This window comes from Peribacillus sp. BM1 (genome assembly GCF_056679975.1).
Map to the genome: position 1 here is coordinate 4,356,923 of NZ_CM155259.1, position 25,374 is coordinate 4,382,296.

Genomic DNA, 25,374 nt, shown 5'->3' on the forward strand with positions numbered 1-25,374 from the left:
AAAGCAGCAGAGCATACCCTAAAAGAAACTTCAGAAAGGGTGACGCTATGCCGCTTTCACACGAGCACCAAATGACGTTATTAAAAGATATATTAAGCAACCACCAAACAGACTGTTGTGGCTCCATTTCAGAATACGAGCAGGTAGAACGACTTGTGAAGTCATTATTGGTCAACAATGGCGTTAATCAAAATGTAAAATCGATTTTACAGGACGTGTACCAATATAGTCAGAGTGGCATTTCCACTTCGGATTTAGACGAACACATCCAAACTCACCAAGACCAACTAACACAGTGGGTAGATGGTATGAATCAATATTCATAATTATTCTAAAATGGATTCAAGGTTTTTAAGAAGAATATTCATTTCTTTTAACCGACTTTGACGTTTATGCCATTGAATCGAAATCAATAACTGTGCTAACACATGCCATTGCATCCGCAATTGAAGACCCGGCTCCAGGTTTACTCCGTATCGCTTTAACCAAGGTCCCCACTGATCTCTTGGTATATATGAGTTAAGGAGGATGCCTAAATCAATAGCCGGGTCTGCAATCATAGCGCCATCCCAATCAATTAAATATAGCTTATTCTCCTTTGTTATCATCCAGTTGTTATGATTGACATCACAATGACAGACAACCTTATCATCACATTCAATCAAAGATAAATTTTCTTGTAAAAAATACAACGTTCGTTGTATCAACGAAATGTTCTGTATTTCCAAGTCGAGATTGCTTGTAATATTCTCTAACATGATATCGGGCAGCAATGGCGATTTTCCCAACCTTTTCAGCATGCTTAATAACGGTTTAGACTGATGAATTTTCCGCAGAAGATGAGCCACTTTCTCTTCGTTCATTTCTTCGTGTGTTAACTCCTTGCCGTCTATAAAGCGCTGTGCTGTAATGGTATCTCCATTTTCAAGCCTTCTAGTCCAAATAAGCTTAGGCACGATGCCCTCTGCAGATAGGACCGCAAGAAATGGCGATGAATTTCGTTTTAGAAAAAGTTTTTCATCCTTGTTGACGGCAATGAAGGCTTCTCCTGTTGCTCCTCCAGCAGGAAATATCTCCCACTCCTGCCCTAATAAATGTTCCAATTGGTTCACCTTCAATTTCCTCACTTAATTGCCTCGTGGTGTTTTCTTTATATAATAGTTGTTTAAACAATTTCACTTTCAGATTGGTTCTATGGTTTAAGTATGTCCGAAAAACATATCGCTTCGCATGCAATACAATACGAGAATAAGTCGTGGTATCATTCATGATCATCTATCTTTAGAATAAAAAGGATAGCTATTGAGCATTTTAACAATAGCTATCCTTTTTAAATTTTAGTTAAAAGCTAGTTTTTCGTCAAGTAGTATCATCGAAACACATGAAAATATGTCTATATTTTCATGTGTTTGATTGATCTTTACGTGCGAAAACCCTATATAGTGAAACTTCAAGCCGCGGGGACTTACTGCCCGTTAATGCAGGAAAAAGTGAAACTCCCTTCCATATTCTATACTTCAGGTTCAATACCTTTGGTCAGCTTTTTTAGGATTCATCTTCGATTCCAACTTGATCATGTTGATCCGCATCCCATTCCACCCTTCTGCTCGATGTTGTTTGACAATATTCAAGCAATCCTTGTGCCGCTTTTAACTGTTGGTGCTTTAAAGGCGTTTGCACGCTTCTCATTTTCTCAAACCATTCTGGAAAAACACGCTTATCGAGAAATGTCGTATCGTAAGGGGCTTGTGGATAATCAATATATCCATTGCGCGATAAAACAACCTTATGAATCGGTAGGCTAATCTCATACAACTCAAATAACTGGGAAACAATTTTTCCTGTCCGATTTAAGGCAATGAGTGGATTTAATAATTTTTTATCCGGATATTGGTGGTGCCGACGTAGCCAGAATCGTTCATTCGACCCAATGAAGGCTGCATCCTCTTCTGCCTCCAAAAAGGTTATGCACCACACATCGGTAGGTCCTACTAAAATGACCTCTAATTCAATCGGGGCGTTTTTCAAAACAAAAATTGGTTTGTAGAGGACTAGATATGTATCGGGAAAACGTTGTAAAAAGAAACGCAACTTTTCATCTAAAATATAAGAATTATTCATCCATGATTTTTCATGAATCGTTGAGCTTCCCCATTTTAATTGAAACTTCAAAAGCTGATTCAAGTAGTTTTGCTTTAAATCATCTAAACTCTTTGGCTCTGTAGGAAAATTCAACGAGAAAATATTCGTTTCACCAACTGGCTTTTCCTTGTAATCAGGTAAATCTTTAGTACCTCGTCCTATGAGTCCTCTTACTTTGTTCATTAAGCTTTTCTTTCCATCATGCTCTACTTCCATTTGTCTGGCATCTTCATGTTCCTCATAAAGCGTCGTGAGCTCACCTGCTGCGTAAGCCGCTTTTAGCTTCTCCCACTGCTGCTGCTTAAGCCGAACAAATTGGCTAGGATATCGATATATATCCTGCTCATATCTTGATATATAATCTTGAAGCTTTATCAGCTGTCCCATATTTATCACCGTCCTAAGATGTTTAATCGAGGGGGCCCCCATAACGAAAGGGTCAGGGAGCCCACAACTACAATCGTATATAACAGTATAAACTGTGTATAGAGTGTGAGGTCAGGCCCTTTCTGAGACATCCTCTGAATTATGTGAGTAAACATGTTGCGATTGATTGATAGGAAGGTGCTTGACCAAGATGCGTTTGGTATAACGTAACGGTAGCACCTTGAAATCGATGGGTTCTATTGGATATATCGGCAAGTTCTTGCATTCGATTAAGTCGAAAAGCATTTCCGCTAAACTTTCTTGCCAGTGTAATATGTGGTTTAAATGGTTTTTTATCCAAAGTAAAACCAACTTCCTCACACATTGTATATACTTTTTTTTGCAGATTGAAAAGCTGTTCTGACGGATTCACTCCCGCAAAAAGAATCCGAGGAGTTTCTACATTTCCAAAAGTACCTATTCCATTCAATTGGAGATCTAGCCTAGATACATCCTCAAGAGCAATATTCACGAATTCTAAGCTCTTCTGCCTCATTTCTTCTGTTGCATCTCCTAGAAACGCAAGAGTGATATGATAGTCTTCATGATGCAGCCATTTTTTAAAAGGAAATTCGGTCTTGATCCGTTCACTCGTCTGCTTCAAAAATTCTTTCGTTTCATCTGGCAAAGTTAACGCGTAAAAGAAATGTGTTTTCGTCATCAGTCAATTCTTCCTTTTATTTTTTATTTTATCCCGCTTTAACGGGTAGTAACCCTCCCGGCTTAAAGCTTAGAGAAATCGAAGAAGCGTAGGTGGAGGATAACTGCCCACCACCTTAAAGCTTAAAGGTGAGAGGATAAAATAGAAATTAGTTTCACTTGATATAAGATGTTTAGTTACGATCATTCCAAAAAGAGGACAGACTGCTCTGTCCCCTCGATTACGGAAAGCGTACTTCATTTTGCAAACGATCAAGTTTTTGTTCGTTCCATTTTGTTTCGTTTCGTATTTTCAACTAAGAATGTTTTTGATTACTTCACAATGGATTCAATAATGTGACCGCACTGACGCTCAATTTCTGCATGAAAAGCTTGTTGTATTTGACGTGTCACAGTACCTGGTTCACCGCTGCCAATAGATTGACCATCTATTGCAGTAATTGGCATGATTTCAGCCGTTGTACTAGTCATGATGACCTCATCCGCTGCCATCAGTTCTTCTAGTGTAAAGACTTCCTCTTGATAAGAAACCCCCAAATCCTTACATATCTTAAGCATCACTTGGCGAGTAATTCCGTTTAAGATCAAGTTAGTAGCTGGATGTGTTTTCAGTTCACCATTTACTATGATAGAAATATTCGATGAGCTTCCTTCAGTTACCGTATTGTCACGATGCTGAATCGCTTCAAAACAGCCCGCTTCTGCCGCTTTTTGTTTAGCAAGGATATTTCCAAGCAAGTTTAAACTTTTAATATCGCAACGAAGCCAACGGATATCCTCGATTGTGATTGCCTTTGCTCCCGACTTCAGTGCCCCATTATATGGTACTTCTTTTGTGTAAGCAACATAAACCGGGGTAACATCAGTACTTGGAAAGGCATGATTTCTAGGTGAGACCCCTCTTGTAAATTGCATATAGACTGTTCCGAATGTAATCTCGTTTTCTGCTACAAGGTCCTTTAGCTGAGCCTCGATTTCTCCTACCGTATAAGGAATGTTGATACTGATTTTGTTTGCACTTTCAATCAGCCTCATAAGATGCATTTCACTCGTAAACAGCTTGCCATTATAAATTCGGATGACCTCGTATACACCATCGCCAAATTGATAGCCTCTGTCTTCTAATTCCACCTTTATCTCGCCACGATTACATATTTCACCATTAAGTATCATTTTTTCCATGCCGATTCCCCCTTGTTATCACTTAGCCAATTCATAAATGGCTGCTGCGTAAATAGCTGCCGCTTTTAACAGATCTTCAATCACAATATACTCATCTTTTTGATGGGCAAGGTCCTCACTGCCTGGGAACAGTGGACCGAATGCGACTCCTTCTGTCAATGAACGGGCATAAGTACCTCCACCAATTGAAAGCAAATCGGCTCTTTCACCTGTTTCTTCTTCATATACTTTTTGTAATGTTTTAATTAAGAAGCTTTCACTGTCCACATGATGTGGAGTGGAGTGAGAATTCGTTACAAGGCTCCAATTCAAGGATTTCAGATGAGCTTTTAGCTTCGTTGAATTTTCTTCCCATTTATACGTAACCGGATAACGCATACTGAAGCCAATGCTGCTTTCATTATCTTTCGAATAATTGAATTTGCCCGCATTCAACGTCAACTCACCCGTCATTTCATCGCTATAGGCAATTCCAAGTTTGCTCGCGCGTGTATCGTCAATTAAATACTCTTGAATAAAACGGAAATACGCATTTGCGTGTTCATCTAGTTCTAGGCTTGATAGGAAATCTGCCAGGTGGAGCCCTGCGTTCACACCATTATTTGGTTCCATTGCATGGGCAGATACACCATTAACCTCAAATAATAGTTCATTCCCCATAGGAGTGGCAATACCCGTTAAAGAATGTCTATTTACATACGAATTGAAAAGGCTCGTTACTTCTTCACTATTCGTCGATTCCACAATAGCAGTTGCAAAATCAGGCACCATATTCGTTCTGCGGCCAGACGTAAAGCTCTTCACATTTACTGTGGATGTCTTCTGATTTATTTTCGCTGGCTCTTGAATCATCGCAAAATCCCAAATTCCTTTTTCCGCATTAATGATTGGGAAATCAGCATCTGGTGCGAAGCCTATTGTTGGCATTTCTTCCACTTCAAAATATCGGTCCACACAACGCCAATTGGATTCTTCATCTGTACCGATGATCATCCGCACACGCTTACTTAAAGGTAGACCAAGCTCCCTCACTGTTTTCATCGCATAGAAAGCCGCCATTGTCGGCCCTTTGTCATCAAGAGCGCCGCGGGCAAAGATTTTCCCATCACGAATTTCAGCTCCAAACGGGTCTGAGCCCCAGCCGTCTCCTTCTGGCACCACGTCTACATGGCAAAGAATTCCGACGACCTCTTCCCCTTCTCCCATTTCAATATGACCAGCGATATTGTCTACGTTTTTAATCGTGAAATCAGCTTTCTCTCCAAGTCCTAGCATGTAGTCGAGCGCTTCTTTTACGCCTGCGCCAAACGGAGCTTCTTTTGTTCCATTTTCTTCGTCTAAAACACTTTTAATCTTCAAGAGATTTTGTGTATCCTGCAATAAGTCCAACTTCCGGCTTTCTATTTCATTCCGCCAATTTGTTTTATTCACAGTACATTCACTCCTATTCGCATCATCGTTCTATTTTACCATTGCTTCCAAACTTTCTACCATTTTAAGAAGATCTAAAATGAATGACAAGAGACTACCCGATACCAAAAGGATCAAACCTTTTTTCGGCAACCTCCATTTTCATTCTGATTCTTTCCTGCTTTTCACAAATCGATACCCTAAATACGTGATATAAAGCGGGGTGGCGATATAGATGAGATAAGGAAAGTTTTGTTGGGTGCCTTTATAAATTGCAAATAAAGAACAGCCTAGAAATACGGTTACAATTGTCCCGTATTTGGGAAGTGGTATTTCTTTTAGGCTCGGTATTCGGATCTTACTCACCATTAAAAAGCAAAGCGCTGTAAAGACAACTGTCGTGATGATATTGGGTAGTTTACCTCCAAATAAGGTAAGTAACGCCAGAATTCCACCGGCCGCTGTAATCGGAACTCCGATAAAATAATTCATAGATGATTTGGATGAGCTAATATTAAATCTTGCTAAGCGGAATGCACCGAATAGCGGGAACAGTCCAGCTACAATCAATCCTAACAATCCAAAGTGGAAGAAATATGTATAATACACAAGAAACGAGGGAGCAACACCAAATGTAACAATATCGGCCAATGAATCCAGTTCTCTTCCTAATGTACTGTCTGCTTGTAACATTCGTGCCAACCGGCCATCCATACTGTCTAGCATCATACCAATCAGGATTAAGATGGCTGCATTACTATATTGACCATTTGCCGCAAAGCCTATCGATAAAAAACCACAATACAAATTTCCTAACGTCACAAAATTCGGTATCATTTTTTTAAATCTCACTATCTTTCATCACACTCCTTCTACATCATTTTTTATCCTGATTTAACTACCCATCAGTGGGGGATGAATAAAATCAGACTGATGGTAGTTTCACTTTATGTATGTCACATAAAAAAGACAAAACCTAAACAAAGAATTTTGTCTAGGCTAGGCTCTACTTATAGTATATCATTGATTTTGAATTTTGATGTTACTCGATTTCATCCCTACAATTTACATATTGGAGGATGTTTAAAAAAGAAACTCTCACAAAGTTCTTAGCCTTTTTTTGCAACAGATTGATCGGCTGCTCGTACTTGGACTTCAAGCGTTCCATTTTTTGTATCCACTATAGTCTTAATCATAATAGGAAAATCTTTATTGTTTTGAAACTTAAAGTCCTTTACTCCATACGCTACAGTAGCATCACGATCTTTCGGAACATAGGAAACACCCAACGAGTGGTGGTGCAGTTCTAAAATTTCTAGGCCTACCTTGTCTATAGCATTATAGAGTGTACTAGATGTCTGGCAAATTCCACCGCCAATTCCTTCTACCATTTCCTTGTTCACAATTTCCATGGCCTTTTGATAGCCTCTTTCAGCATTAGCTTCACCGGCAACTAAATTATAATAAAACCGATCTCCAGGACCTAATACGACCCCGTCAATCTCCTTAGCGGAAAGAACAATATTAGTCGTTCTTCCTTTAACTGAAGCATTGAAGTGGGTTTTGTAAGAGGCTAGCACATCTTGATCCACATTTGCAGCCGCTTCAGCCGTTATATTAGGTGCACTTTCCGTGATCGGTACTTCAATTTCTCTTTGAAAAAACGTTATATTCTGTAATGCCGTAACAAAGGCTGCTTTATCAAACACGACTCTGTTACTGCCGGCTTTCAATGTCCCATCACTATTTAGTTGGGCTGGGACCATAGGCTGATCATATTTTTTCTCTAATTCGCTTGCAATCAGCGCTGCGTTTTCTTCATTACTAAATGAAGAAGGTTTAAGTTTTTGTATTCCACTTCCATTTCTTGGATCAAGCAATGTTATTTCCTGTTCGACCCATTCTTTCTTAGAAAGCAGAAGTTCATGCTTCTTATGCTGACCGATGCCTTGGACTTCATTAGAATTTACATGAGTAGCTGCTTCTCCGTGTTTTCCGTACAGAACCAATCCCCCGACCATCGCAATTGCCGCAACCAACACAAGATATTTTTTCAAATTGCCTCCCACCTATTTCCCCAAATTTTCTCTTCTATATTATTACTAGACTATTACTTTTCTAACATCTTTATTAAAAAACGCTTGATTTATTTCCAATTATAACCTGTTAATTCCTTTTCGACAATGAAATGTTATTCGCTTTCACCAAGTAAATTTTTAGGACTTTTCTATCCCCCTAGTAAACACAACCATAGAGTATATTCCCTATTGGATCAGGATATGATCGATATATTCTGATTATGTGAAAACCTCGTATATAGATTTGACTAACACTATAGCACACATCTTTTAGAGACTGACTTAAGAACATTCAACAAAATAAAGAAGGGTCAGACCCCCACTACCCATAGTTTAAATTTAAGTGTGTAACACTATAAACTATGTATAGAGTATGAGGTCAGACCCTTTTCAGTCATCCTTATTCGTCTCACTTGATTAATTTAATTTCTTTTACCGGCCAATAGACGAAGCTTGCTTTACCAACGACTTGATCAATGGAAATAGTTCCAATTTCTCTGCTATCGAGGCTATTTTGACGGTTATCCCCCATGACGAATAATTGACCTTCAGGAACCGTTTCGTCCAGAGTGAAATCCCATGTTAACAAACCGTCCGTCATTTTTTTATATTCAGCTAAATAGGGTTCATCTACTGGTTTGTCATTCACATACAGAACATCATCTTCATATTTAATTCGATCACCAGGAAGCCCAATAACACGTTTAATATAATCTTTTTTTTCTGTCGCATGAAAAACAACAACATCAAATCGGTTTATGTCTTCAATGTCTGTACCCATTTTATTCAGTACAACACGCTCATGATTGTGCAAGGTGGGCATCATTGACTCACCGTCTACGATAATTGGAGCAAATATAAAGGTACGAATAGCAAAAGCAAGTAAAACGGCGACTAATATGGCCTTTACCCATGAAAATATCTCTTTGCGCTCTTCCAAACTCTTTTCCCCTCTTTCTTAAAAACTCTGCCTTATTTATACCCCAAAACATCTACTGAAATCCAATATTTATTATTCCTAATACGCATATTGCACGTTTATGTTTTCAATTTCCTGGTTGCTACTTTACTTGACTGGCCATTTGTTCTGTTTCGTACCTTGAAGCAGATGTTCAAAAATTCCGGTAAAAATAGCTGTCGAATTTCTCCGCTCTTTTTATCCTCCTTTTTGAACACGTACTTGAAGAATTATAACACTACTAGAGTCGATATTTGATAAGACCTGGTTGCATCTGCTTTATTATTTCTTCTTTGCTTCATTTACCTTTAGTAGTTTTCCTTTAATTGTCGTATCCTTCATCACCCGCAATACTTGTGGACCTTTGCCATTTAATATTTCAACATAAGATACATGGTCCTCAATGGTGATAATCCCAATATCATCAGCAGATACGCCGCTAATTTTGGCAATGGTTCCAACGAAGTCGACTGCCCGTAATTTCTTTTTCTTGCCGCCATTAAAATAGAGTTTCATAATTCCTTTATTTAATGCGTCTGCTTTATCTTTTTTCAACACTGGTTGGGCATTCATTTTCGTTTCAAATGCCGCCTGCTTACTTGTTACTTCTTCTTTGGTTGGAGCACTTCTTTTTTCAATTTCAAAGCCGATATATGTCTCAATATCTGCTAAAAATCGATCTTCAAAAGGGGTGACAAATGTAATCGCATGTCCTGTTTTCCCAGCACGCCCTGTTCTACCAGTACGGTGGACATAGCCTTCTTTTTCCAATGGTAGATCATAGTTGATTACATGTGTAATGCTATCAATATCAATTCCTCTTGCTGCCACATCTGTTGCAATTAAATAACGGAATTCGCCTCTTCGATAATCATTCATGACAGCCAAACGATCTTCCTGCACCATCCCTCCATGAATTTTATCACAGTCGTAATCCAAATCGGTTAACTCATCAACTAACTGATCGACGCGGTCTTTTGTTCGGCAGAAAATAATACAGCTATCTGGGTTTTCTACAACCGTTATATCTTGAAGAAGCTTAAATTTCTCCTGTTCTTCGACTTCGATCACAGTATGATGGATTGTATTCGTCGTGAGGCCTGATGCCTTAATTTCAACATCACCTGGTTTATTCATATATTTATGCGTCATATTCTTAATACTTTCCGGCAGTGTTGCTGAGAAAAGAAGGGTTACGCGATTTCTTGGCAGCGTCTGGATAATCGCCTCTACTTGGTCAATGAAGCCCATATTCAACATCTCATCTGCTTCATCAATCACAAGGTAAGTTAGTTTATCTAAAGCAATGGTCCCACGCTCAATATGATCAAGCACCCTACCTGGTGTACCTACAACGATATGACTCTTTTGCTTTAATTCTGCTTGTTGCTTTGCAAATGGTTGCTTGCCATAAACTGCGGTCGCTTTAATTCGTTTGAAGCGGCCAATGTTTATGATATCTTCTTTCACTTGAACCGCTAACTCTCGCGTCGGAGTCAAGACAAGTGCTTGTGGCTTATTTTCATTCCAATCCACTTTTTCGCAAATCGGAATTCCGTATGAAGCCGTCTTCCCGCTCCCTGTCTGTGATTTCACAACAAGGTCCCGATTTTCAAGCACTAGCGGAATCACCTTGCTTTGAACTTCTGTGGGAGTCGTGAAATTCATACTCGTTAACGCTTTTACAATTTCATCACTTAATCTATATTCTTTAAAACTTTTCATCATTTTGCCTCTTTTATTATGAATTTTTATTATCTTTCCCATTTGTACAAGGTTTCATTATACGCGAAACTTCGATGTTAATGGGTGTTTGGGATAAATAATTGTTTTCACGCTCATGTTTGAAAGTGATCGTATTGCTTGAACTAAATTGAATGCCTGAATCAAATAAAAAAGGGGATGTCTTATAAGGGTCAGACCCTTATGAGACATCCTCCTATGAATTCTTTCACACCGTTACATATGGATCTTGTTCTATATTCTTCGGCTTACGAACAAGACACATGATTCCAGCAATCAGGAATAAAACTGCCTGAAGCAATCCTAAGCCGACCGATAGCAAGCCAACAAGAACAGCCGTTATGATAAAGAAAACTCCAGCCATCTTCTGGCGTTTGCTTTTTAAAATGAAGATGGAAATAAGACCAAGTATAATACCAATTGCCGATGCAACTACAATCATCAAGCCAAATCCTCCAACAGCGTCCAGCACCAGAGAGAATTCTTCCATCGTTATCGTTGGATCATTTGATATTTCTCCTTCTATTGCTTGTCTGATTCCATCATTTTGCTTCATGGCCATAAAAAAGATCCCAATAAAAGTCAATATCACCGATAGTAACATCCCAATAATTCCTAGCACATACTCACCTGTACGTTTCAACACCATACCCCCTAAATAATTATTCAGCTCATTCTTAAATGCCAGTATTGAAAAAAAGGCTTATAAAAATACGATATTTATCCCGCATTAACGGAAAGTCAAGCCCACACTGATTGAAGTTTCACTTTATCTAATAAAGCGCATCATACATTTCATTTAACATGAATTTCCACCGTTTCACGCAAGCTATGGTAGATTTCAACCCAAATGAATAGACTCTCTTCTCCCTTTATCGTACTAAATGTAGTGTGATTCACGCAAGCAAAATTTTTACAAATGTTAATAGACTCCTCATTAATCATTTTAAAACAGGAAACGTCATGATTCATCGTTTATTGATGGCATGTGCTACTATACTATAGGAATAGATGGAAACTTGGAGGATTATATGGATAAAATAATTGATCACATAGGCATAGCTGTACGTGATTTAGAAAGTAGTATTAATTTTCATCAGAAGATATTAGGCGGGCAATTAATAGATCGTTACAGTAGTGAAGCAATAGGGGTAGAAAGTGAAATTGCCATAATCGAAATAAACGGGGAAAGAATCGAACTGCTTGCACCGACAAACAACACGACTTCACCGATTGCTCGATTCATTAAGCAGAAAGGCAAAGGTGTTCATCATATTGCCTATCGAGTTGAAGATTTGGATGAAGCTTTACTCGAACTGAAGCAACAAGGCATTCGGATTTTGGAAAATTCCTTACGTATCAACAAACATGGCAGAAGGCTTATCTATTTGAATCCAGCTGATACTGAAGGAACCATTATTGAATATTGTGATTATCCGAATCAAACGGATTAATTATACTTTTTTTATTATAAAACAAACATACAAAAAGGTCTGTTCTCACAATCCATAAATAATGGATAGTGTGTGAGTTCAGACCTTTATAATATCTATTCATTTCTATTTAAATGCTATCACTTTTCAGGAACAGCACAAGATCCATCTGTACAACTATTATCCGTTGAGGCTTCAGTTAAGATTTGCAGTGGATTTTCTTCAGTCCAAACCTTATTCAATGTTTCTAAAAACAGTTCCGTCGGCTGGGCACCAGAAACGCCGTATTTTCGATTAATAACGAAAAATGGTACTCCGGTAATTCCTAACTGACTTCCTTCACTTTCATCTGCCCTTACTTCTTCAGTGAATTGATCACTAGCAAGCATGCCAGTTACTTCTATTTTATCCAGTCCGACTTGTTCAGCAAGTGAAGCAAGTGTTTCTTGATCGCCGATATGCTGGGATTCTGTAAAGTACGCATGAAATAACGTCTCGTTCATTTCATTTTCTTTTCCCTTTGCAGCAGCGAATTGCATCAATCGATGTGCATCAAATGTATTGGTAGGAATCATCGTATCAAAGTGATAGTCTAATCCTTCTCCTTCTGCTTGGCTTATTACATTGGCACTCATTTCTTTCGCTTGTTCAACTGATGTACCATATTTTTTTACCAGCATTTCGTGAATATTCATCCCCATATCTCTTTTGGCATGTGGATCTAATTCAAAGCTTTTAAATTCAACCTCTACTTCTGATTGATGAGCGAATTGAGACAATGCTTTTTCAAAACGACGTTTGCCAATATAGCAAAACGGACATTGATAATCAGACCATATTTCAACTCTCATGGCTGTACCTCCTGTATGTTATTTTTCAAAAAGATTAATTGCAACTCAAGTAAGCACATTATAAATTGCACAAGATGATTCAGCAAATAATCAGCCTGTACAGCTTTTTTCGAAATCGGTAAAATCAATGGTATCCATAACTTGTTCCAAAGTAATTGCCTTTAAATATTTTATAGTCTCGTGTTCGGCTTTGTTTAGAATTTCTTCAAGCAACTGGTCCAATTGTTTCCCCGCTTTACCACACTCTACCTCTTCCCCATAACGTATGCATTCAGGTTTAACCGTGATGTATATATCAGCAAGCGTCAATTTCTGTGCGGGAATTTTCAAGCTGTACCCGCCATCACGTCCTTCCTTTGTTTCCACAATCCCTGAATCTGCAAGCTGGGCAAGCACTCTGCGTAAGAAAGTCGCATGAGAATTCACCTGCTCGGCAAGTATTGAGCTCGTTTGCAATTTACTACTTTTGGCAAGCCAGATGAGAGCATGAACGGCAATCGCAAAACGCGGCGGTCCAATTTGACTTAATTTGTTATCAGTCATCTATGCGTTTCCTTTCTTCTCTGTTATAAAAAGTCAGCTTAAATCTTCCTCAACTTAATAGAATGAATATCATGAGTGGCAGCCTTTGTTAAAATTAAATCAGCTCGTGTCTTTGTCGGCTCAATATTATGAAGCAAATTGACTTTATTAATTCGATTCCAAATATCCGCAGCAACAACGCAAGCTTCACCATCGGAAAGAGACGCATAACGATGGAAGTAAGACTTCGGATTGTGAAAAGCTGTTTCCTTTAGTTTCATGAATCTGTCTATATACCATTCCTTCAAATCACTCTCTACTGCATCCACATAAATCGATAAGTCAAAGAAGTCTGAGACAAATACACTTGGTAATGACTGATCCTGAAGTATAGGTGTTTGCAACACATTTATTCCTTCTACAATCACGATATCTGGCTGATCGATGATCTCATTTTCCCCTGGCAAGACATCATAATACAAATGTGAATAAACGGGTGATGAAATGGTTGGAGTGCCTGATTTTAATTGTGCCAGAAATTTTATGAGTTCGCGAATATCATAGCTTTCTGGAAATCCCTTTCTTTGCATTAACCCTTTTTGCTCCAATACAGAATTCGGAAAAAGGAAGCCATCTGTTGTTACAATTTCAACCTTTGGGTGATTATGCCATTTCGAGAGCAAAGCCTTAATTATTCTCGAGGTTGTACTTTTCCCAACCGCGACACTACCCGCAATCCCAATAATATAAGGTATTTTACGGGTGCTTTTCCCAAAAAAAGTATCAGTTACAGAATGAAGTTGTTGAGAAGCCGTCGCATATAAATTAATAAGCCTAGCCAACGGAACGTAAATATTTGTAACTTCATCCATTGATATATTCTCATTGATTCCTTGTAATTCTTCTAACTCATTTTCTGTCAATGTCATCGGTGTGTTAAAACGTAATTTTGCCCATTCCTCTTTGGTAAATGTCATATAAGGCGAATAACTATTCATGGTTGTAATCATCACTGGCCCCTTTTATTTGAAAACGTCTACATTTTCTTTTTTTGATAATCCCTATTTTAGATAATTTCAGCTAAGAATGAAAGGGAAAAGATAAATGTTATCAAAAATAGATGTTTCGATCCTAATACCATCATAAAATCATTGGGAGAAATTTAAGTGGAATAACCATCAGAAGTGAGAAGAGATCTAGGATAAACAATCTTTACGGAAAAATGAATTAGCAGTTATACGAAAACAAACTTGCCACATATTTAGCAAGTCTGTTTTCGATCTGAAGTGAAAATAAAAACGAAGATCTTTCCTCCAACTTATATCGCAATGACAAATCACAATTATTACGATTTATAAATTATGATTACACATCATTTTCCTTGTGCGTTTACTTATTACTGAGTCAGCTTCCAGACAAATGGGTCCTTAAGTTTACTCCATTCATCATTAAACTCATCCGGAGTGAGTAAGCATCCATCCAATTCTTTGGTAATCATTTCAACATTCAAATCCATCCCGATGAACACTAGTTTCGTATGTCTGTCTCCAAATTCTTCGTCCCATGTTTCACTCAAATCTGGGTTTTGTCGTAAAATTTCTTCCTGTTGCGCGATTGGCAGAGAGGCTACCCAATAGGAGATTGGCTCAATGCTTACAGATGGGCCGGCTTGTGATAATAGCAAGGCTAAGTTATTTCTACTTGCACACCAAGCAATTCCTTTTGCACGAACAATTTGAATGGGCATCGATCCAGCCCAGTTATTGAATCTTTCTGAATGGAAAGGAAATTTTCTTTCATATACGAAAGAGGATATTCCGTATTCTTCCGTTTCCGGTGTATGTTGTGCAGGCCCTAAGTTAAGTTCCTTTAACCAGCCAGCTTGGGAACTTGCTCTGTCAAAATCAAATAATCCTGTGTTCATAATTTCTTTTGGGTGAACTGTACTGTTAACAGAACGAATAACTTTCGCTTCAGGCTGCAGCGTTCTTATAACTTTTTCCAATTTATCTAAGTCTTCCGCTGCAACTAAATCACATTTATTCAAAATAAGAACGTCACAAAATTCAATTTGATCAATCAATAAATCGGCGATATTTCGAACGTCGTCTTCTCCCACCGCTTCCTTACGATCAAGCAGTGAATCACCGGATTCGAAGTCATGCCAAAAACGATTCGCATCGACTACCGTTACCATCGTGTCCAGTTTACAGAATCTAGTTAAATCAATCCCCATTTCTTCATCAATATAAGAGAATGTCTGCGCAACTGGAACAGGCTCGCTAATCCCAGAAGATTCAATTAAGATGTAGTCAATATCACCTTGTCTTGCCAACTTTTCCACTTCAACAAGTAAGTCTTCACGCAATGTGCAACAGATGCATCCATTAGACATCTCTACTAACTTCTCTTCTGTTCTAGAAAAACCGCCTTGCTTTTGAATTAATTCACTATCGACATTGACTTCGCTCATGTCATTTACAATCACTGCGACTTTAAGGCCTTCACGGTTATGTAAGACGTGATTAAGCAGAGTTGTTTTACCTGCTCCTAAATAGCCGCTTAATACTGTTACTGGAATTTTATTCATTCGTATCTTCCCTTCTAATTTTTTATCTCGTTACAAATAATCTACATACACATTAACTTAAATCGTAATTATTACGATTTGAAATTCATTAACAAAATTAACATGTATGCAGTTGATATGCAAGATATTTTTTCAAAAAATTTATTTATAAAGTGAAACTTCAATCAGTGGGGGTTTTCTTCATCCACCACTGATTGTTAGTCCCGTTCTACTGTCGCTAAGATCTTCGCTACCGCTTCGATCAATCGACAGTACGAACCCGATCGGTTCAACTAAACCTCTGCTCACGCATCGGTAAGTTTCACTGTATCTCACCAATCGGGCTTTTACGGGCAGTTGTCCCCCACCTACTCTTCTTCGATTCCTCTAAGCCTTGAGGTGGGGGGCTTACTGCCCGTTAATGCGGGATAAAAAAAGACTTCTCTCCAATTCAGGAAAAAAGTCTTTTCAATTTATTGGTTAAATAGTTCGATCAATTCTTTGTTATTCAAATCCTTCGCGTAATCGATCGCCGATAGACCATCCAAGTCTTTTTTAGTTGGATCTGCACCATATTCGAGAAGTAAGGTAACCAGTTTAACATTTTCCATATAAGCAGCAAGATTCAGCGGGGTTGTGTCATACGAATCTACTAAATCAACGGTTGCGCCTTTTTCTAGCAGTAATTTAGCTATTTCGTAATTTTCATAGGACACTGCTTGATGAAGTGCACTTTGGCCGTAATCGTCGGTTTCATTAATATCGGCACCATCGGAAAGGAGCGAAAGCATGGTCTCCGTATCATTTTCGGAGGCTGCAATCATAAGCGGTGTATAGCCTTCTTCCATTTCATAGTCATCTGAGAACATAGCAGCGAAATCACTAGCGGCTAGAGTAGATACCGCTTTGGCAATACTTACACCTGCTGCAATAGGCAGAGCCGCAAATAGCAGAATACTGAGGCTAATCCCTAATATGACCGTTGCTTTTTTCTCTTTAATTAATTCTTTTTCTTCCGGAAATGACCAATTATCCAAAGCATTTAAACGCTTTGGAAGGTGGGGATGTGTGGAGAGCTTTTCGCTTAACCAAGCAAAAAATCCCGACTCTTCGCGAATTTGGTCCACAAATGCATCCTGATTCACTTTCGGAGCAAGTTTCTTTCCTATCGCAAGCATAGTAAGAGCCTGTTTCGATGCTTCCGTATTTTTCACATAAAAGTGCGCATAGCGGTCACATGTATATTCACAAGCGCGCATATACGCCTCACCAAGTAATGGCATAAACATCGCAGGAAGCACAAGCATATGCACCAACACATGTCTTCGTTTAATATGGGCGAATTCATGAGCAAGCACGAACATCAGCTCATCTTCCTTCCCCTCTTCTGATAAGTCAAATAATTCTGAATAAATGACAACCATATTTTTTCCGAAAAAACGAGTGGCGAACGCATTCAACATCCCAGAAGACTCCAACACATACATATTGGGAACCTTCATATCCATCTCTTTTGCAAGTAACTCTGCCTTTTCATAAACCCCTGAAAATTGTCTTTCACTGATTCGAACGCCATTACGGCGAATATGGGCCATCGATAAACCATGGACAAATAATGACAATAAAATGAGCGTTCCAATAATCACAATTCCAATAATGCTAAAGGCTAAAAAAATATACATCATAATACTAAAAATCATTGTGAAAATAAAGTACACGTTCTCTTTTCGATAAACAAGATCATTTCTAAATCTTTCTTCTAGCAACCCTTTTCCTCCTGTTAACTATTAATGAATACATTGGAATTATACCTAACACTTTACATAAAACCAATCAGAATTTTTTCCCATAAGGCGATTGAAAATGAATAAAATGAGAATACACGCATAAATTAACGGTGAAAAGTAAATATTTTGTAAATTCCATGGTTTTTTTCTAGAATTTCTTCCAAGAAAGAGGTAGAATAAAGGCAAATGACAGCTTGAAATTTTGCGCAATGTTTTAGGGGAGTTTCAGGATGGGTAAAGCAAGTACATAGTGGCAGCTGGAATGTTGTCCATCTTATCGGTTGTTTTCATTTGTTTTAGTGCCAATGAAAAATAATAAGGAGTGATTTTTTGAAACCTTCAACAAATCGCATGTTAACCCGTATTAAATCCGTTTATATGTTTATTAGTAATAACGGTACGGTTTCTACTCAGGACCTTGTAGAAGAATTTGGCATCACTCCTCGAACAATACAGCGCGATTTAAATGTGTTAGCTTATAACGACTTAGTCAAAAGCCCAAGCCGCGGACTATGGACCACAACAAGCAAAAAAGTAAAGATGTCATCTTAAAGCTAAAGACGCAGTTTTTTAAAAAGATTTTCCACCATGCATTTGCAAACTAAAGACATAGAAGAATAGTACCCATCTACTAGAAATGAGGCAGACTCATACAGTCCGCCTCATTTTTTTGCTTATGATTATTGTCCGTTCCGTAAAGCCTCAAGTTCCTCATCGGTTAATTCACGGTACTCACCAAGTTCGAGCGCTTCATCAAGCCCAAGGCTGCCCATTGAAATACGCTTCAGATAAACGACTCGTTTGCCTACCGCTTCAAACATCCTTTTTACTTGATGAAATTTCCCTTCCATAATCGTTAATTCAATATCAGATGTTAGTCCTGATTTTAAAATTTTCAACTCTCCAGGCTTAGTATGATAGCCATCATCCAGTGTTACCCCTTTACTGAATTCTTCGATATCGCTTTGTGTCACTTCACTATTAATCACTGCGAAATACGTTTTCGAGACATGTTTTTTTGGGGAAAGTAGCTGGTGAGCAAGTTGGCCATCATTTGTAATCAGCAGCAACCCTTCTGTATCCTTGTCCAAGCGTCCTACTGGAAAAGGCTCCATTGCTGCATCTTCTGGTTCTAGTATATCAATCACTGTTTCCTGAAAATTATCTTCCGTGGCAGAAATAAGGCCTTGAGGCTTATTCATCATCAAATAGATGAACTCTCTATATACCACTGGCTCGTTATGTACCGTTACATGATCCACTTCTGGGTCAACATGCGCCTTCGCGTCCTTCACAACTTGTTCATTCACGACGACAGCGCCTGATTTAAGTAAACTTTTCACTTCTTTTCGGCTACCGTAGCCCACATTTGCTAATAATTTATCAATTCTCATAAGTTCCTCCGGTACGATTGATCTTGCATCTCTTTAACATGTATTGTTTATATGCATTCATTCTATTATAACAAGAAAAGGGTCAGACCCCACAACTACTACAGACAGTTTAAACAAAGTGTAAGAAACACGATAAACCGTATGATGAGTGCTGGGTCAGACCCTTTTGGGATACCCTCTATCTATTATGGGGAGATTCATACTCTTCCCTATTTTTTTAATTAAACCTTCGCCTTTACACCCAGTTTCTGTGCTAAACGATCGATTCGACTGCCAAATAAGCGGTGTGCTAATTTACTTTTTAGAGAGATAGCTGCATAGACGAGACCACCGAAGATAGCGGATATGATAATAATTACAATTGCTTGAAGTCTGATTTCAGAATCCAAAAACAGGCCTAATAAACTTTCTACTCCCCAAACTACAAGTCCCATAATTGCCGTAAACACGCTCATAAGAATTGTTCTCTTTATCACAAGATTATACCGATATCCTGTAAAATAATGAATAAAAAATAAATTTAAAGCACAGGCAGCGATGTACCCCAAGGTAGTTGCATATACCGCTCCTACTGATTCAAACATTTTTATGAATGGAATATTTATGCTCAATTTAATTAGTAATCCTACTAATAAGCTTAACACTGAATATTTTTGCTGGTTAATCCCTTGTAGCACGGCAGCTGACACAGAAAATAACGCAAATAAAATCGCTGTTGGAGCATAAGTAGCAAGAATACTCGTCCCTAGTGGATTATGATCGAAAAACGCAGTGTAGATCGGATCAGCTAAAGTTGCCATCCCAATGACGGCAGGGATCGTTAGAAATAGTAAAATTTGAAATGCCTGATCTAGTTGATGACGAAAGGCTTTGGTATCATCACTCACATAAGCCTTTGTCACGGATGGAAGAAGAGCCATCGAAAAGGCAGTCGCTAGTGTCATTGGAATCACAACTAACTTTTGTGCATTAAAATTTAATATACCAAAAGCTGATTCGGCAAATTCACCACTCAAACCAATGGAAACCAAAGTCTTCTCAAACGTCAAGTTATCCACAAACTGGAAAGCAGGCATAGCGATCGATACAAAAATGAATGGGATCGAAGAAATAAGAATCTCTTTATAAATATGTGGTAAGGAAATATCCATTGTCCCTTTGTCTTGTTTCAAAAGGTCGTTTAAGTAAGGCTTTTCTTTTTTCCAATACCATAAAAGAACGAATAACCCACCAACTGCACCAATTGCTGCCGCGAATGTTGCAACACTGACCGCTGTTACAAGATTACCATCCATTATTTTCAGTACGACATATGCACCAGCAAGTAGGAAAACAATCCGAACGATTTGTTCAACTACTTGCGAAATAGCCGTTGGTTCCATTTTTTGATGCCCTTGAAAAAAGCCACGGATAATACTCATAAATGGTACGATAATCAATGCAAAACTTACTGCCCTAATTACAGCTGTAATATCATCAGCTGTAAAACTTTTTTCACCGACACTTACAAAGTTAGCATACACAGGAGCTAACGCATACATTACGATAAAAGCTAAAAACCCTGTTACTAACATAAGTTTCAAACTTGACTTATATAATTTTCGACTGACCGCATATTCTTCTAATGAATTGTATTTAGAAACCGTTTTAGAAACGGCAAGCGGCATTCCAGCTGTAGCCATGCTGATAAAGATCGTATATGGAACGTACGCATGAGAATACAGACCGGCTCCTTTTACTCCCATCAATGCGTCAAACGGTATCACATATAACAGCCCTAGTACTTTCGATAAAACCGAACCGAGCGTTAATATGAACGCTCCTTTTAAAAGCTTTGAAGACATCTAATCCCTTCCTGCCTATGTCAGTTACGTTTTCACGCTCTCTATCTTACCATATTCCCTTCCTATTAAAAAATCTATATTGACCTTTAAAATAAGCATTTTTTCATTATCTCAGAAATTTTAGCAAAATCTCACATGGGGCACAAGCAAATGTTTTCACATGTCGTTTTTACTTCCCAACTAGTTATGCTATATAATGAAGAAATGAAAATAGTAAAGCTGGTGATCACATGAAATATGATGTAATAATAATTGGCGGCGGTCCTTCTGGATTAATGGCTTCAATTGCCGCTGGAGAAAAAGGAGCGAATGTGCTTCTTGTTGATAAAGGAGAAAAACTTGGGCGAAAGCTTGCCATATCAGGCGGCGGCCGTTGTAATGTTACCAATCGCCTTTCGATAGATGAAATTATTAAACATATCCCGGGAAACGGCCGCTTTTTATATAGTGCCTTTTCCGAATTTAATAATGAAGATATTATCGCATTTTTTGAGAAGCTTGGTGTTGAGTTAAAAGAAGAAGACCACGGACGGATGTTTCCTGTTAATAACAGTGCCCAAAGCGTTGTCGATGCTTTGCTTGAGCGTATGAACAGCTTGAAAGTAACAGTTTATAAAAATTCCCCTGTTGCTGAAGTTCTCTATGAGAATGGAAAAACTGCAGGTTTACGTTTAAAAGATGGCCAAACCTTCACGGCAGGTAGCATTGTTGTAGCAGTCGGCGGTAAATCTGTACCTCAGACGGGTTCGACTGGGGATGGCTATGTATGGGCAAAGAAAGCCGGTCACACGATTACCGAGCTTTTCCCAACTGAAGTACCTGTAACAAGCAATGAGCCATTCATTAAGGACAAATCTCTGCAAGGTCTCGCACTTCGTGACGTTGCCTTGAGCGTATTGAACACAAAGGGTAAACCGCTGATCACGCACAGGATGGATATGCTCTTCACCCACTTTGGCATCTCTGGTCCAGCTGTTCTTCGCTGCAGTCAGTTCGTTGTCAAAGAATTAAAAAAAGCAAAATCGCAAGCTGTAATGATGAAAATTGACGCTTTGCCGGATGCAAACAAAGAAGAAGTTTTTCAAGAAGTGATTAAATTAATGAAAGATGACCCGAAAAAAGCGATTAAGAATACGTTAAAAGGCTTACTTCCTGAGCGCTATTTGCATTTTCTGCTTGAAAAAAGTGGCTTCGATTTGCAAGAACAAGGTGGCAATTTAGCGCATGAAAAAGTCCGACGATTTGCGGAACTATGCAAAGACTTCCAATTCACTGTCAATGGTACTCATTCGATCGAAAAAGCCTTCGTTACCGGTGGCGGAGTATCTGTAAAAGAAATCCACCCAAAGGAAATGGGCTCGAAAATCATGCCAGGTCTCTATTTTTGCGGCGAAATCTTAGACATTCACGGCTACACCGGAGGCTACAACATTACCTCTGCGCTTGTAACAGGACGGCTCGCTGGAATGAACGCAGCGCTCTATGCTAAAGGTCACGCATAATATTAAGAGCAGATACCAAAATCATAATTGGTATCTGCTCTTTTTCAATTTAACGCGTAAATTCTAGATTTGACGCATATTTTTCGATTTTGGCGCATAAAACCCAGATTTGACGCATATTTTTCGATTTCGACGCATAAAGTCCAGATTTGATGCATAAATAAATGATCTCCGGGAATATTCTAGTGAATGAAGCAGTTCTGCCAAGTGATTCTGTCAAAATACTTGCCTATATCAGCCGTGAACTGAATTCCTTTTCTCTACATACTTCTGTCACTTCTTATAGATAATCATCGCACTAAAACAATAGATTTGATCATCTTCCTCTTCCCCGGTCGTCGCAATATTGTATTTGATGTCAACAATTTTATTTTCACGGATATCCTCAAGGAATACATTCATTTCATCTTCCAAGTCCTTTTCATGTTCATAATCAAACAACTTTACTTGAATCATCGGCCATCCCCTGCCTTTTTAGAAACAGGGTGCCCCAAAATTAATGATACTATTCATTTTTTTGAAAAAAAACAGGTCTGACCTCATACTCTACATATGGTTTATTGTGTCATACATTAATAAACCATATATAATAGATGTGGGGTCTGACCCAACTCAGATGAAAAGGGGCGGGGCCTCGCCAAATCAGCGCAGCAAAGCCACCTTCATAAGGTATTACAATTTGAGTATCTGAACCTTTTTCATCGTCGGATTTTAAAGTAGACGCTCATGGGTGTTTTTTATAGAAAACGCCCGTCAAAGTCTTCCTTATTTCACAATTACTTCACCATTCCACTCAAGCATTCCGCCTACCATATTCACGACCTTGTAGCCTTGCTCTTGTAGATAATGTGCTACGTTTGCGCTGCGGCCTCCTGAACGGCAAATGAAAATATATTCTTTCTCTTTATCAAAATAGTCAAGTGTGGCAGGAATATCGTTCATCCGAATATGTTTAGCCCCTTCAATGATTCCTTCTGCTACTTCATCATCTTCACGAACGTCAACAAGTTCCAAGTTTTCTCCTGCTTCAAGTTTAGCTTCTACCTCTTCTGGGGTAATCGTTTTAATTTCTTCCATTATAAGCACCTCAATCTCAATTAATCTTTCCCATCTATTATAGCAAGGATATTGGTTGATTGAAATTTTGGCGGATTGGGCGTTAAGAAAAGAATATCCCTTACAAATCGGTTCAAGCGTTTCACTTTTGCTTATAGACGAACTTAGATGAAGTTGGCTTCAACCATTTCTTCAATAAAGTTCAGGAAGAAGACTATTTTCACCATAAAACTCCAGTTATCAAAGTATGCATGCTTTTTTCTAAACTGGTACATTGAACTACCCACCACTTAATTTTCTAACGAAAACTTGAAGTGGGGGATTCCTAGGAACACCGATCTATCGATCAGTTATGGGTTAGGCGATCCCCGTAGTCCCTACGGTTAGAAGTCTTACAGCTTCGTTTTTAAGATTGATTCCTGCGTTTATATCTCGATCATGGTAGGTATGGCACTCTGGACATTTCCACGTACGTAATTCAAGATTTTTAACGTCTTCATTTTTATAGCTACAACATGAACAAAGTTGACTGGAAGGGAAGTTTTTTGCAACCGTTATGACTTGTTTCCCGTACCATTTCGCCTTGTATTCAATCATACTTTTGAATTGTGACCATGCTACTTCGCTAATGGCTTTGGCAAGATTGTGGTTTTTAAGCATATTAGATACTGACAAATCTTCCATCCCAATTATGTCGTGGTTTTTGACAATTTTGGTTGAAATCTTATCGAGATAATCTTTTCGTGCATATGTCATTTGTTCATGGACTCGAGCCACTTTCATACGCTGTTTATTCCAATTTGATCCACCTATCGTCCGTCTAGCAAGAATACGTTGTGCCTTTGCTAATTTTCCTTCTAATGTACGAAAAAATTTTGGATTGGAATAGACCGTTCCATCCGACAGAATCGCAAAGTCTTTGATCCCAACATCTATTCCTACGGCCGACCCCGTTTTCGGTATTACTAATATGTCGGCTTCAGTGGCTAAAGAAACAAAATATTTTCCAGAAGGAGTACGTCTAATCGTAGCGCTTACTATCCGTCCTTCCACTTCACGACTTTTTGCATATCGAACAAGACCAAGTTTAGGTAGTTTCATATGCTTATCTAACGCAGCAATATTTCCGTTCGTTTGTTTTGTCGTGTAAGACTGTACCTGATTCTTTTTTGCCTTAAAACGAGGTTGCTTGTTCTGCTTTATATAATAACGATCATAAGCATTACTGAGATTTTCAACAGATTTTTGCAGAGCGATGCTGTCCACTTCTTTTAAGAAAGGGTAATGTTTCTTTAACTCAGGAAGTGATTTAACGGTTTCGTATTGATTTAAACGGTTACCTTTCCAGTTGTTGGACGGAAGCTGACCGTTCTGCCTCATTTCTTCTGTGATAGACCAATACGCATCTTTTTCTCTTTGTTTGGCAAGGAAAAAATTGAATACGAAACGCGAACAACCGATTGTTTTATGAATGAGATTAGCCTGTTTCTGGTTGGGGTAGATACGAAATTTATAAGATTTGTTCACTAGCATACGATTCCACCTCCTCTTTTACCTATCTGAATTTTACCAGTAATCACCCAGATATACAAACATTCGTTCTATTTATCAGAATTTTCTATTGGTTATTTTTGCGCAGAGATAGAAAAAGAGAGATAGACCTCGTTTGACGATTATTTTTAAATGAAGGAAGAAGCACTCGAACGGTCGGACAATCAAGATGGCAAGTAAGCCATCCCTTGAGGAAGGGGTATTCTCGACTAATTTCAATAAAACAACTAGAATAGTCATAGATACAGACTAAGCGGACAGGAGTG

At 38.5% G+C, this 25,374-nt stretch carries 24 protein-coding genes; 4 read left to right on the plus strand and 20 right to left on the minus strand.

The features are described from left to right. Positions 1-47 precede the first annotated feature (47 nt). Positions 48-326 carry a YtzH-like family protein gene (locus tag AC1MGI_RS20700; protein ID WP_049682650.1) on the plus strand — a complete coding sequence of 93 codons (279 nt, stop codon included), beginning with the start codon at positions 48-50 and terminating at the stop codon, positions 324-326. On the opposite strand, the gene AC1MGI_RS20705 is transcribed toward AC1MGI_RS20700, so the two are convergent. The 10 genes from AC1MGI_RS20705 to AC1MGI_RS20750 form a co-directional block, all read right to left on the minus strand. Further along, complete coding sequence (locus AC1MGI_RS20705) at positions 327-1,103, minus strand: phosphotransferase (RefSeq protein WP_403071995.1); 777 nt, start codon at positions 1,101-1,103, stop codon at positions 327-329. Between the two features lie 442 nt (positions 1,104-1,545). Beyond that, positions 1,546-2,529 (minus strand): NERD domain-containing protein, encoded by a 984-nt coding sequence (locus AC1MGI_RS20710; RefSeq protein WP_480347515.1) that lies wholly within the window; start codon positions 2,527-2,529, stop codon positions 1,546-1,548. A gap of 139 nt (positions 2,530-2,668) precedes the next feature. Then, positions 2,669-3,229, minus strand: a complete 561-nt coding sequence (thpR, locus tag AC1MGI_RS20715; RefSeq protein WP_480347517.1) for an RNA 2',3'-cyclic phosphodiesterase — start codon at positions 3,227-3,229, stop codon at positions 2,669-2,671. A gap of 311 nt (positions 3,230-3,540) precedes the next feature. After that, a complete protein-coding gene (dat, locus tag AC1MGI_RS20720; RefSeq protein ID WP_480347519.1) occupies positions 3,541-4,410 on the minus strand; it encodes a D-amino-acid transaminase in 870 nt (289 codons plus the stop codon). A gap of 18 nt (positions 4,411-4,428) precedes the next feature. Beyond that, entirely contained in the window at positions 4,429-5,841 is a 1,413-nt protein-coding gene (gene pepV / locus AC1MGI_RS20725; RefSeq protein WP_480347520.1) for a dipeptidase PepV, read from the minus strand. 141 nt (positions 5,842-5,982) lie between these two features. After that, complete coding sequence (gene pssA, locus AC1MGI_RS20730) at positions 5,983-6,672, minus strand: CDP-diacylglycerol--serine O-phosphatidyltransferase (protein ID WP_454212569.1); 690 nt, start codon at positions 6,670-6,672, stop codon at positions 5,983-5,985. A gap of 257 nt (positions 6,673-6,929) precedes the next feature. Beyond that, complete coding sequence (locus AC1MGI_RS20735; RefSeq protein ID WP_480347521.1) at positions 6,930-7,877, minus strand: VanW family protein; 948 nt, start codon at positions 7,875-7,877, stop codon at positions 6,930-6,932. A gap of 430 nt (positions 7,878-8,307) precedes the next feature. Then, positions 8,308-8,838, minus strand: coding sequence for a signal peptidase I (lepB, locus tag AC1MGI_RS20740; RefSeq protein WP_062176599.1), 531 nt, complete (start codon positions 8,836-8,838; stop codon positions 8,308-8,310). 300 nt (positions 8,839-9,138) lie between these two features. Next, entirely contained in the window at positions 9,139-10,584 is a 1,446-nt protein-coding gene (locus tag AC1MGI_RS20745; RefSeq protein ID WP_480347523.1) for a DEAD/DEAH box helicase, read from the minus strand. 223 nt (positions 10,585-10,807) lie between these two features. Continuing rightward, on the minus strand, positions 10,808-11,242 hold the full coding sequence (locus AC1MGI_RS20750) for a DUF4064 domain-containing protein (RefSeq protein WP_480347525.1): 435 nt from the start codon (positions 11,240-11,242) through the stop codon (positions 10,808-10,810). A 388-nt stretch (positions 11,243-11,630) separates the two neighbouring features. On the opposite strand from AC1MGI_RS20750, the gene AC1MGI_RS20755 reads away from it, so the two are divergent. Beyond that, complete coding sequence (locus tag AC1MGI_RS20755) at positions 11,631-12,053, plus strand: VOC family protein (protein ID WP_480347527.1); 423 nt, start codon at positions 11,631-11,633, stop codon at positions 12,051-12,053. 119 nt (positions 12,054-12,172) lie between these two features. On the opposite strand, the gene AC1MGI_RS20760 is transcribed toward AC1MGI_RS20755, so the two are convergent. The 5 genes from AC1MGI_RS20760 to AC1MGI_RS20780 all read right to left on the minus strand — a co-directional run bounded on the left by AC1MGI_RS20760 (position 12,173) and on the right by AC1MGI_RS20780 (position 17,740). After that, positions 12,173-12,883, minus strand: coding sequence for a DsbA family oxidoreductase (locus tag AC1MGI_RS20760; RefSeq protein WP_480347529.1), 711 nt, complete (start codon positions 12,881-12,883; stop codon positions 12,173-12,175). Between the two features lie 90 nt (positions 12,884-12,973). Next, positions 12,974-13,426: an RrF2 family transcriptional regulator gene (locus AC1MGI_RS20765; RefSeq protein WP_480347530.1), complete on the minus strand. Its 453-nt coding sequence runs from the start codon at positions 13,424-13,426 to the stop codon at positions 12,974-12,976. 38 nt (positions 13,427-13,464) lie between these two features. Then, positions 13,465-14,415 (minus strand): type I pantothenate kinase, encoded by a 951-nt coding sequence (gene coaA / locus AC1MGI_RS20770; RefSeq protein WP_480347532.1) that lies wholly within the window; start codon positions 14,413-14,415, stop codon positions 13,465-13,467. Positions 14,416-14,801: 386 nt separating this feature from the next. Next, complete coding sequence (locus AC1MGI_RS20775) at positions 14,802-15,995, minus strand: GTP-binding protein (RefSeq protein WP_480347534.1); 1,194 nt, start codon at positions 15,993-15,995, stop codon at positions 14,802-14,804. 452 nt (positions 15,996-16,447) lie between these two features. After that, positions 16,448-17,740, minus strand: coding sequence for a M48 family metallopeptidase (locus tag AC1MGI_RS20780; protein ID WP_480347536.1), 1,293 nt, complete (start codon positions 17,738-17,740; stop codon positions 16,448-16,450). A 351-nt stretch (positions 17,741-18,091) separates the two neighbouring features. Between AC1MGI_RS20780 and AC1MGI_RS20785 the strand changes: the two genes are divergently transcribed. After that, positions 18,092-18,313: a DeoR family transcriptional regulator gene (locus tag AC1MGI_RS20785; RefSeq protein WP_028392313.1), complete on the plus strand. Its 222-nt coding sequence runs from the start codon at positions 18,092-18,094 to the stop codon at positions 18,311-18,313. 128 nt (positions 18,314-18,441) lie between these two features. On the opposite strand, the gene AC1MGI_RS20790 is transcribed toward AC1MGI_RS20785, so the two are convergent. Then, on the minus strand, positions 18,442-19,155 hold the full coding sequence (locus tag AC1MGI_RS20790; RefSeq protein ID WP_480347538.1) for a pseudouridine synthase: 714 nt from the start codon (positions 19,153-19,155) through the stop codon (positions 18,442-18,444). 221 nt (positions 19,156-19,376) lie between these two features. Next, positions 19,377-20,999: a putative polysaccharide biosynthesis protein gene (locus tag AC1MGI_RS20795; RefSeq protein WP_480347540.1), complete on the minus strand. Its 1,623-nt coding sequence runs from the start codon at positions 20,997-20,999 to the stop codon at positions 19,377-19,379. A gap of 230 nt (positions 21,000-21,229) precedes the next feature. On the opposite strand from AC1MGI_RS20795, the gene AC1MGI_RS20800 reads away from it, so the two are divergent. Further along, a complete protein-coding gene (locus AC1MGI_RS20800) occupies positions 21,230-22,501 on the plus strand; it encodes a BaiN/RdsA family NAD(P)/FAD-dependent oxidoreductase (RefSeq protein ID WP_480347542.1) in 1,272 nt (423 codons plus the stop codon). A gap of 273 nt (positions 22,502-22,774) precedes the next feature. Here the strand turns inward: AC1MGI_RS20800 and AC1MGI_RS20805 are convergent, their stop codons facing one another. The 3 genes from AC1MGI_RS20805 to tnpB all read right to left on the minus strand — a co-directional run bounded on the left by AC1MGI_RS20805 (position 22,775) and on the right by tnpB (position 25,090). Continuing rightward, positions 22,775-22,957: a sporulation protein Cse60 gene (locus tag AC1MGI_RS20805; RefSeq protein ID WP_062176568.1), complete on the minus strand. Its 183-nt coding sequence runs from the start codon at positions 22,955-22,957 to the stop codon at positions 22,775-22,777. Positions 22,958-23,266: 309 nt separating this feature from the next. Next, positions 23,267-23,578: a rhodanese-like domain-containing protein gene (locus AC1MGI_RS20810; RefSeq protein WP_403068855.1), complete on the minus strand. Its 312-nt coding sequence runs from the start codon at positions 23,576-23,578 to the stop codon at positions 23,267-23,269. A gap of 336 nt (positions 23,579-23,914) precedes the next feature. Further along, positions 23,915-25,090: an IS200/IS605 family element RNA-guided endonuclease TnpB gene (tnpB, locus tag AC1MGI_RS20815; RefSeq protein WP_480347544.1), complete on the minus strand. Its 1,176-nt coding sequence runs from the start codon at positions 25,088-25,090 to the stop codon at positions 23,915-23,917. Positions 25,091-25,374: the final 284 nt, after the last annotated feature.

Bases quoted from the DNA above. Each gene is read 5' to 3' on its own strand.
- AC1MGI_RS20765 (WP_480347530.1), bottom strand. From the start codon at position 13,426: ATGACTGATAACAAATTAAGTCAAATTGGACCGCCGCGTTTTGCGATT.
- AC1MGI_RS20800 (WP_480347542.1), top strand. From the start codon at position 21,230: ATGAAATATGATGTAATAATAATTGGCGGCGGTCCTTCTGGATTAATG.
- AC1MGI_RS20710 (WP_480347515.1), bottom strand. From the start codon at position 2,529: ATGGGACAGCTGATAAAGCTTCAAGATTATATATCAAGATATGAGCAG.
- AC1MGI_RS20805 (WP_062176568.1), bottom strand. From the start codon at position 22,957: ATGATTCAAGTAAAGTTGTTTGATTATGAACATGAAAAGGACTTGGAA.
- coaA (WP_480347532.1), bottom strand. From the start codon at position 14,415: ATGATTACAACCATGAATAGTTATTCGCCTTATATGACATTTACCAAA.
- dat (WP_480347519.1), bottom strand. From the start codon at position 4,410: ATGGAAAAAATGATACTTAATGGTGAAATATGTAATCGTGGCGAGATA.
- AC1MGI_RS20760 (WP_480347529.1), bottom strand. From the start codon at position 12,883: ATGAGAGTTGAAATATGGTCTGATTATCAATGTCCGTTTTGCTATATT.
- AC1MGI_RS20810 (WP_403068855.1), bottom strand. From the start codon at position 23,578: ATGGAAGAAATTAAAACGATTACCCCAGAAGAGGTAGAAGCTAAACTT.
- AC1MGI_RS20755 (WP_480347527.1), top strand. From the start codon at position 11,631: ATGGATAAAATAATTGATCACATAGGCATAGCTGTACGTGATTTAGAA.
- AC1MGI_RS20700 (WP_049682650.1), top strand. From the start codon at position 48: ATGCCGCTTTCACACGAGCACCAAATGACGTTATTAAAAGATATATTA.
- AC1MGI_RS20795 (WP_480347540.1), bottom strand. From the start codon at position 20,999: ATGTCTTCAAAGCTTTTAAAAGGAGCGTTCATATTAACGCTCGGTTCG.
- thpR (WP_480347517.1), bottom strand. From the start codon at position 3,229: ATGACGAAAACACATTTCTTTTACGCGTTAACTTTGCCAGATGAAACG.
- AC1MGI_RS20745 (WP_480347523.1), bottom strand. From the start codon at position 10,584: ATGATGAAAAGTTTTAAAGAATATAGATTAAGTGATGAAATTGTAAAA.
- tnpB (WP_480347544.1), bottom strand. From the start codon at position 25,090: ATGCTAGTGAACAAATCTTATAAATTTCGTATCTACCCCAACCAGAAA.
- AC1MGI_RS20790 (WP_480347538.1), bottom strand. From the start codon at position 19,155: ATGAGAATTGATAAATTATTAGCAAATGTGGGCTACGGTAGCCGAAAA.
- AC1MGI_RS20775 (WP_480347534.1), bottom strand. From the start codon at position 15,995: ATGAATAAAATTCCAGTAACAGTATTAAGCGGCTATTTAGGAGCAGGT.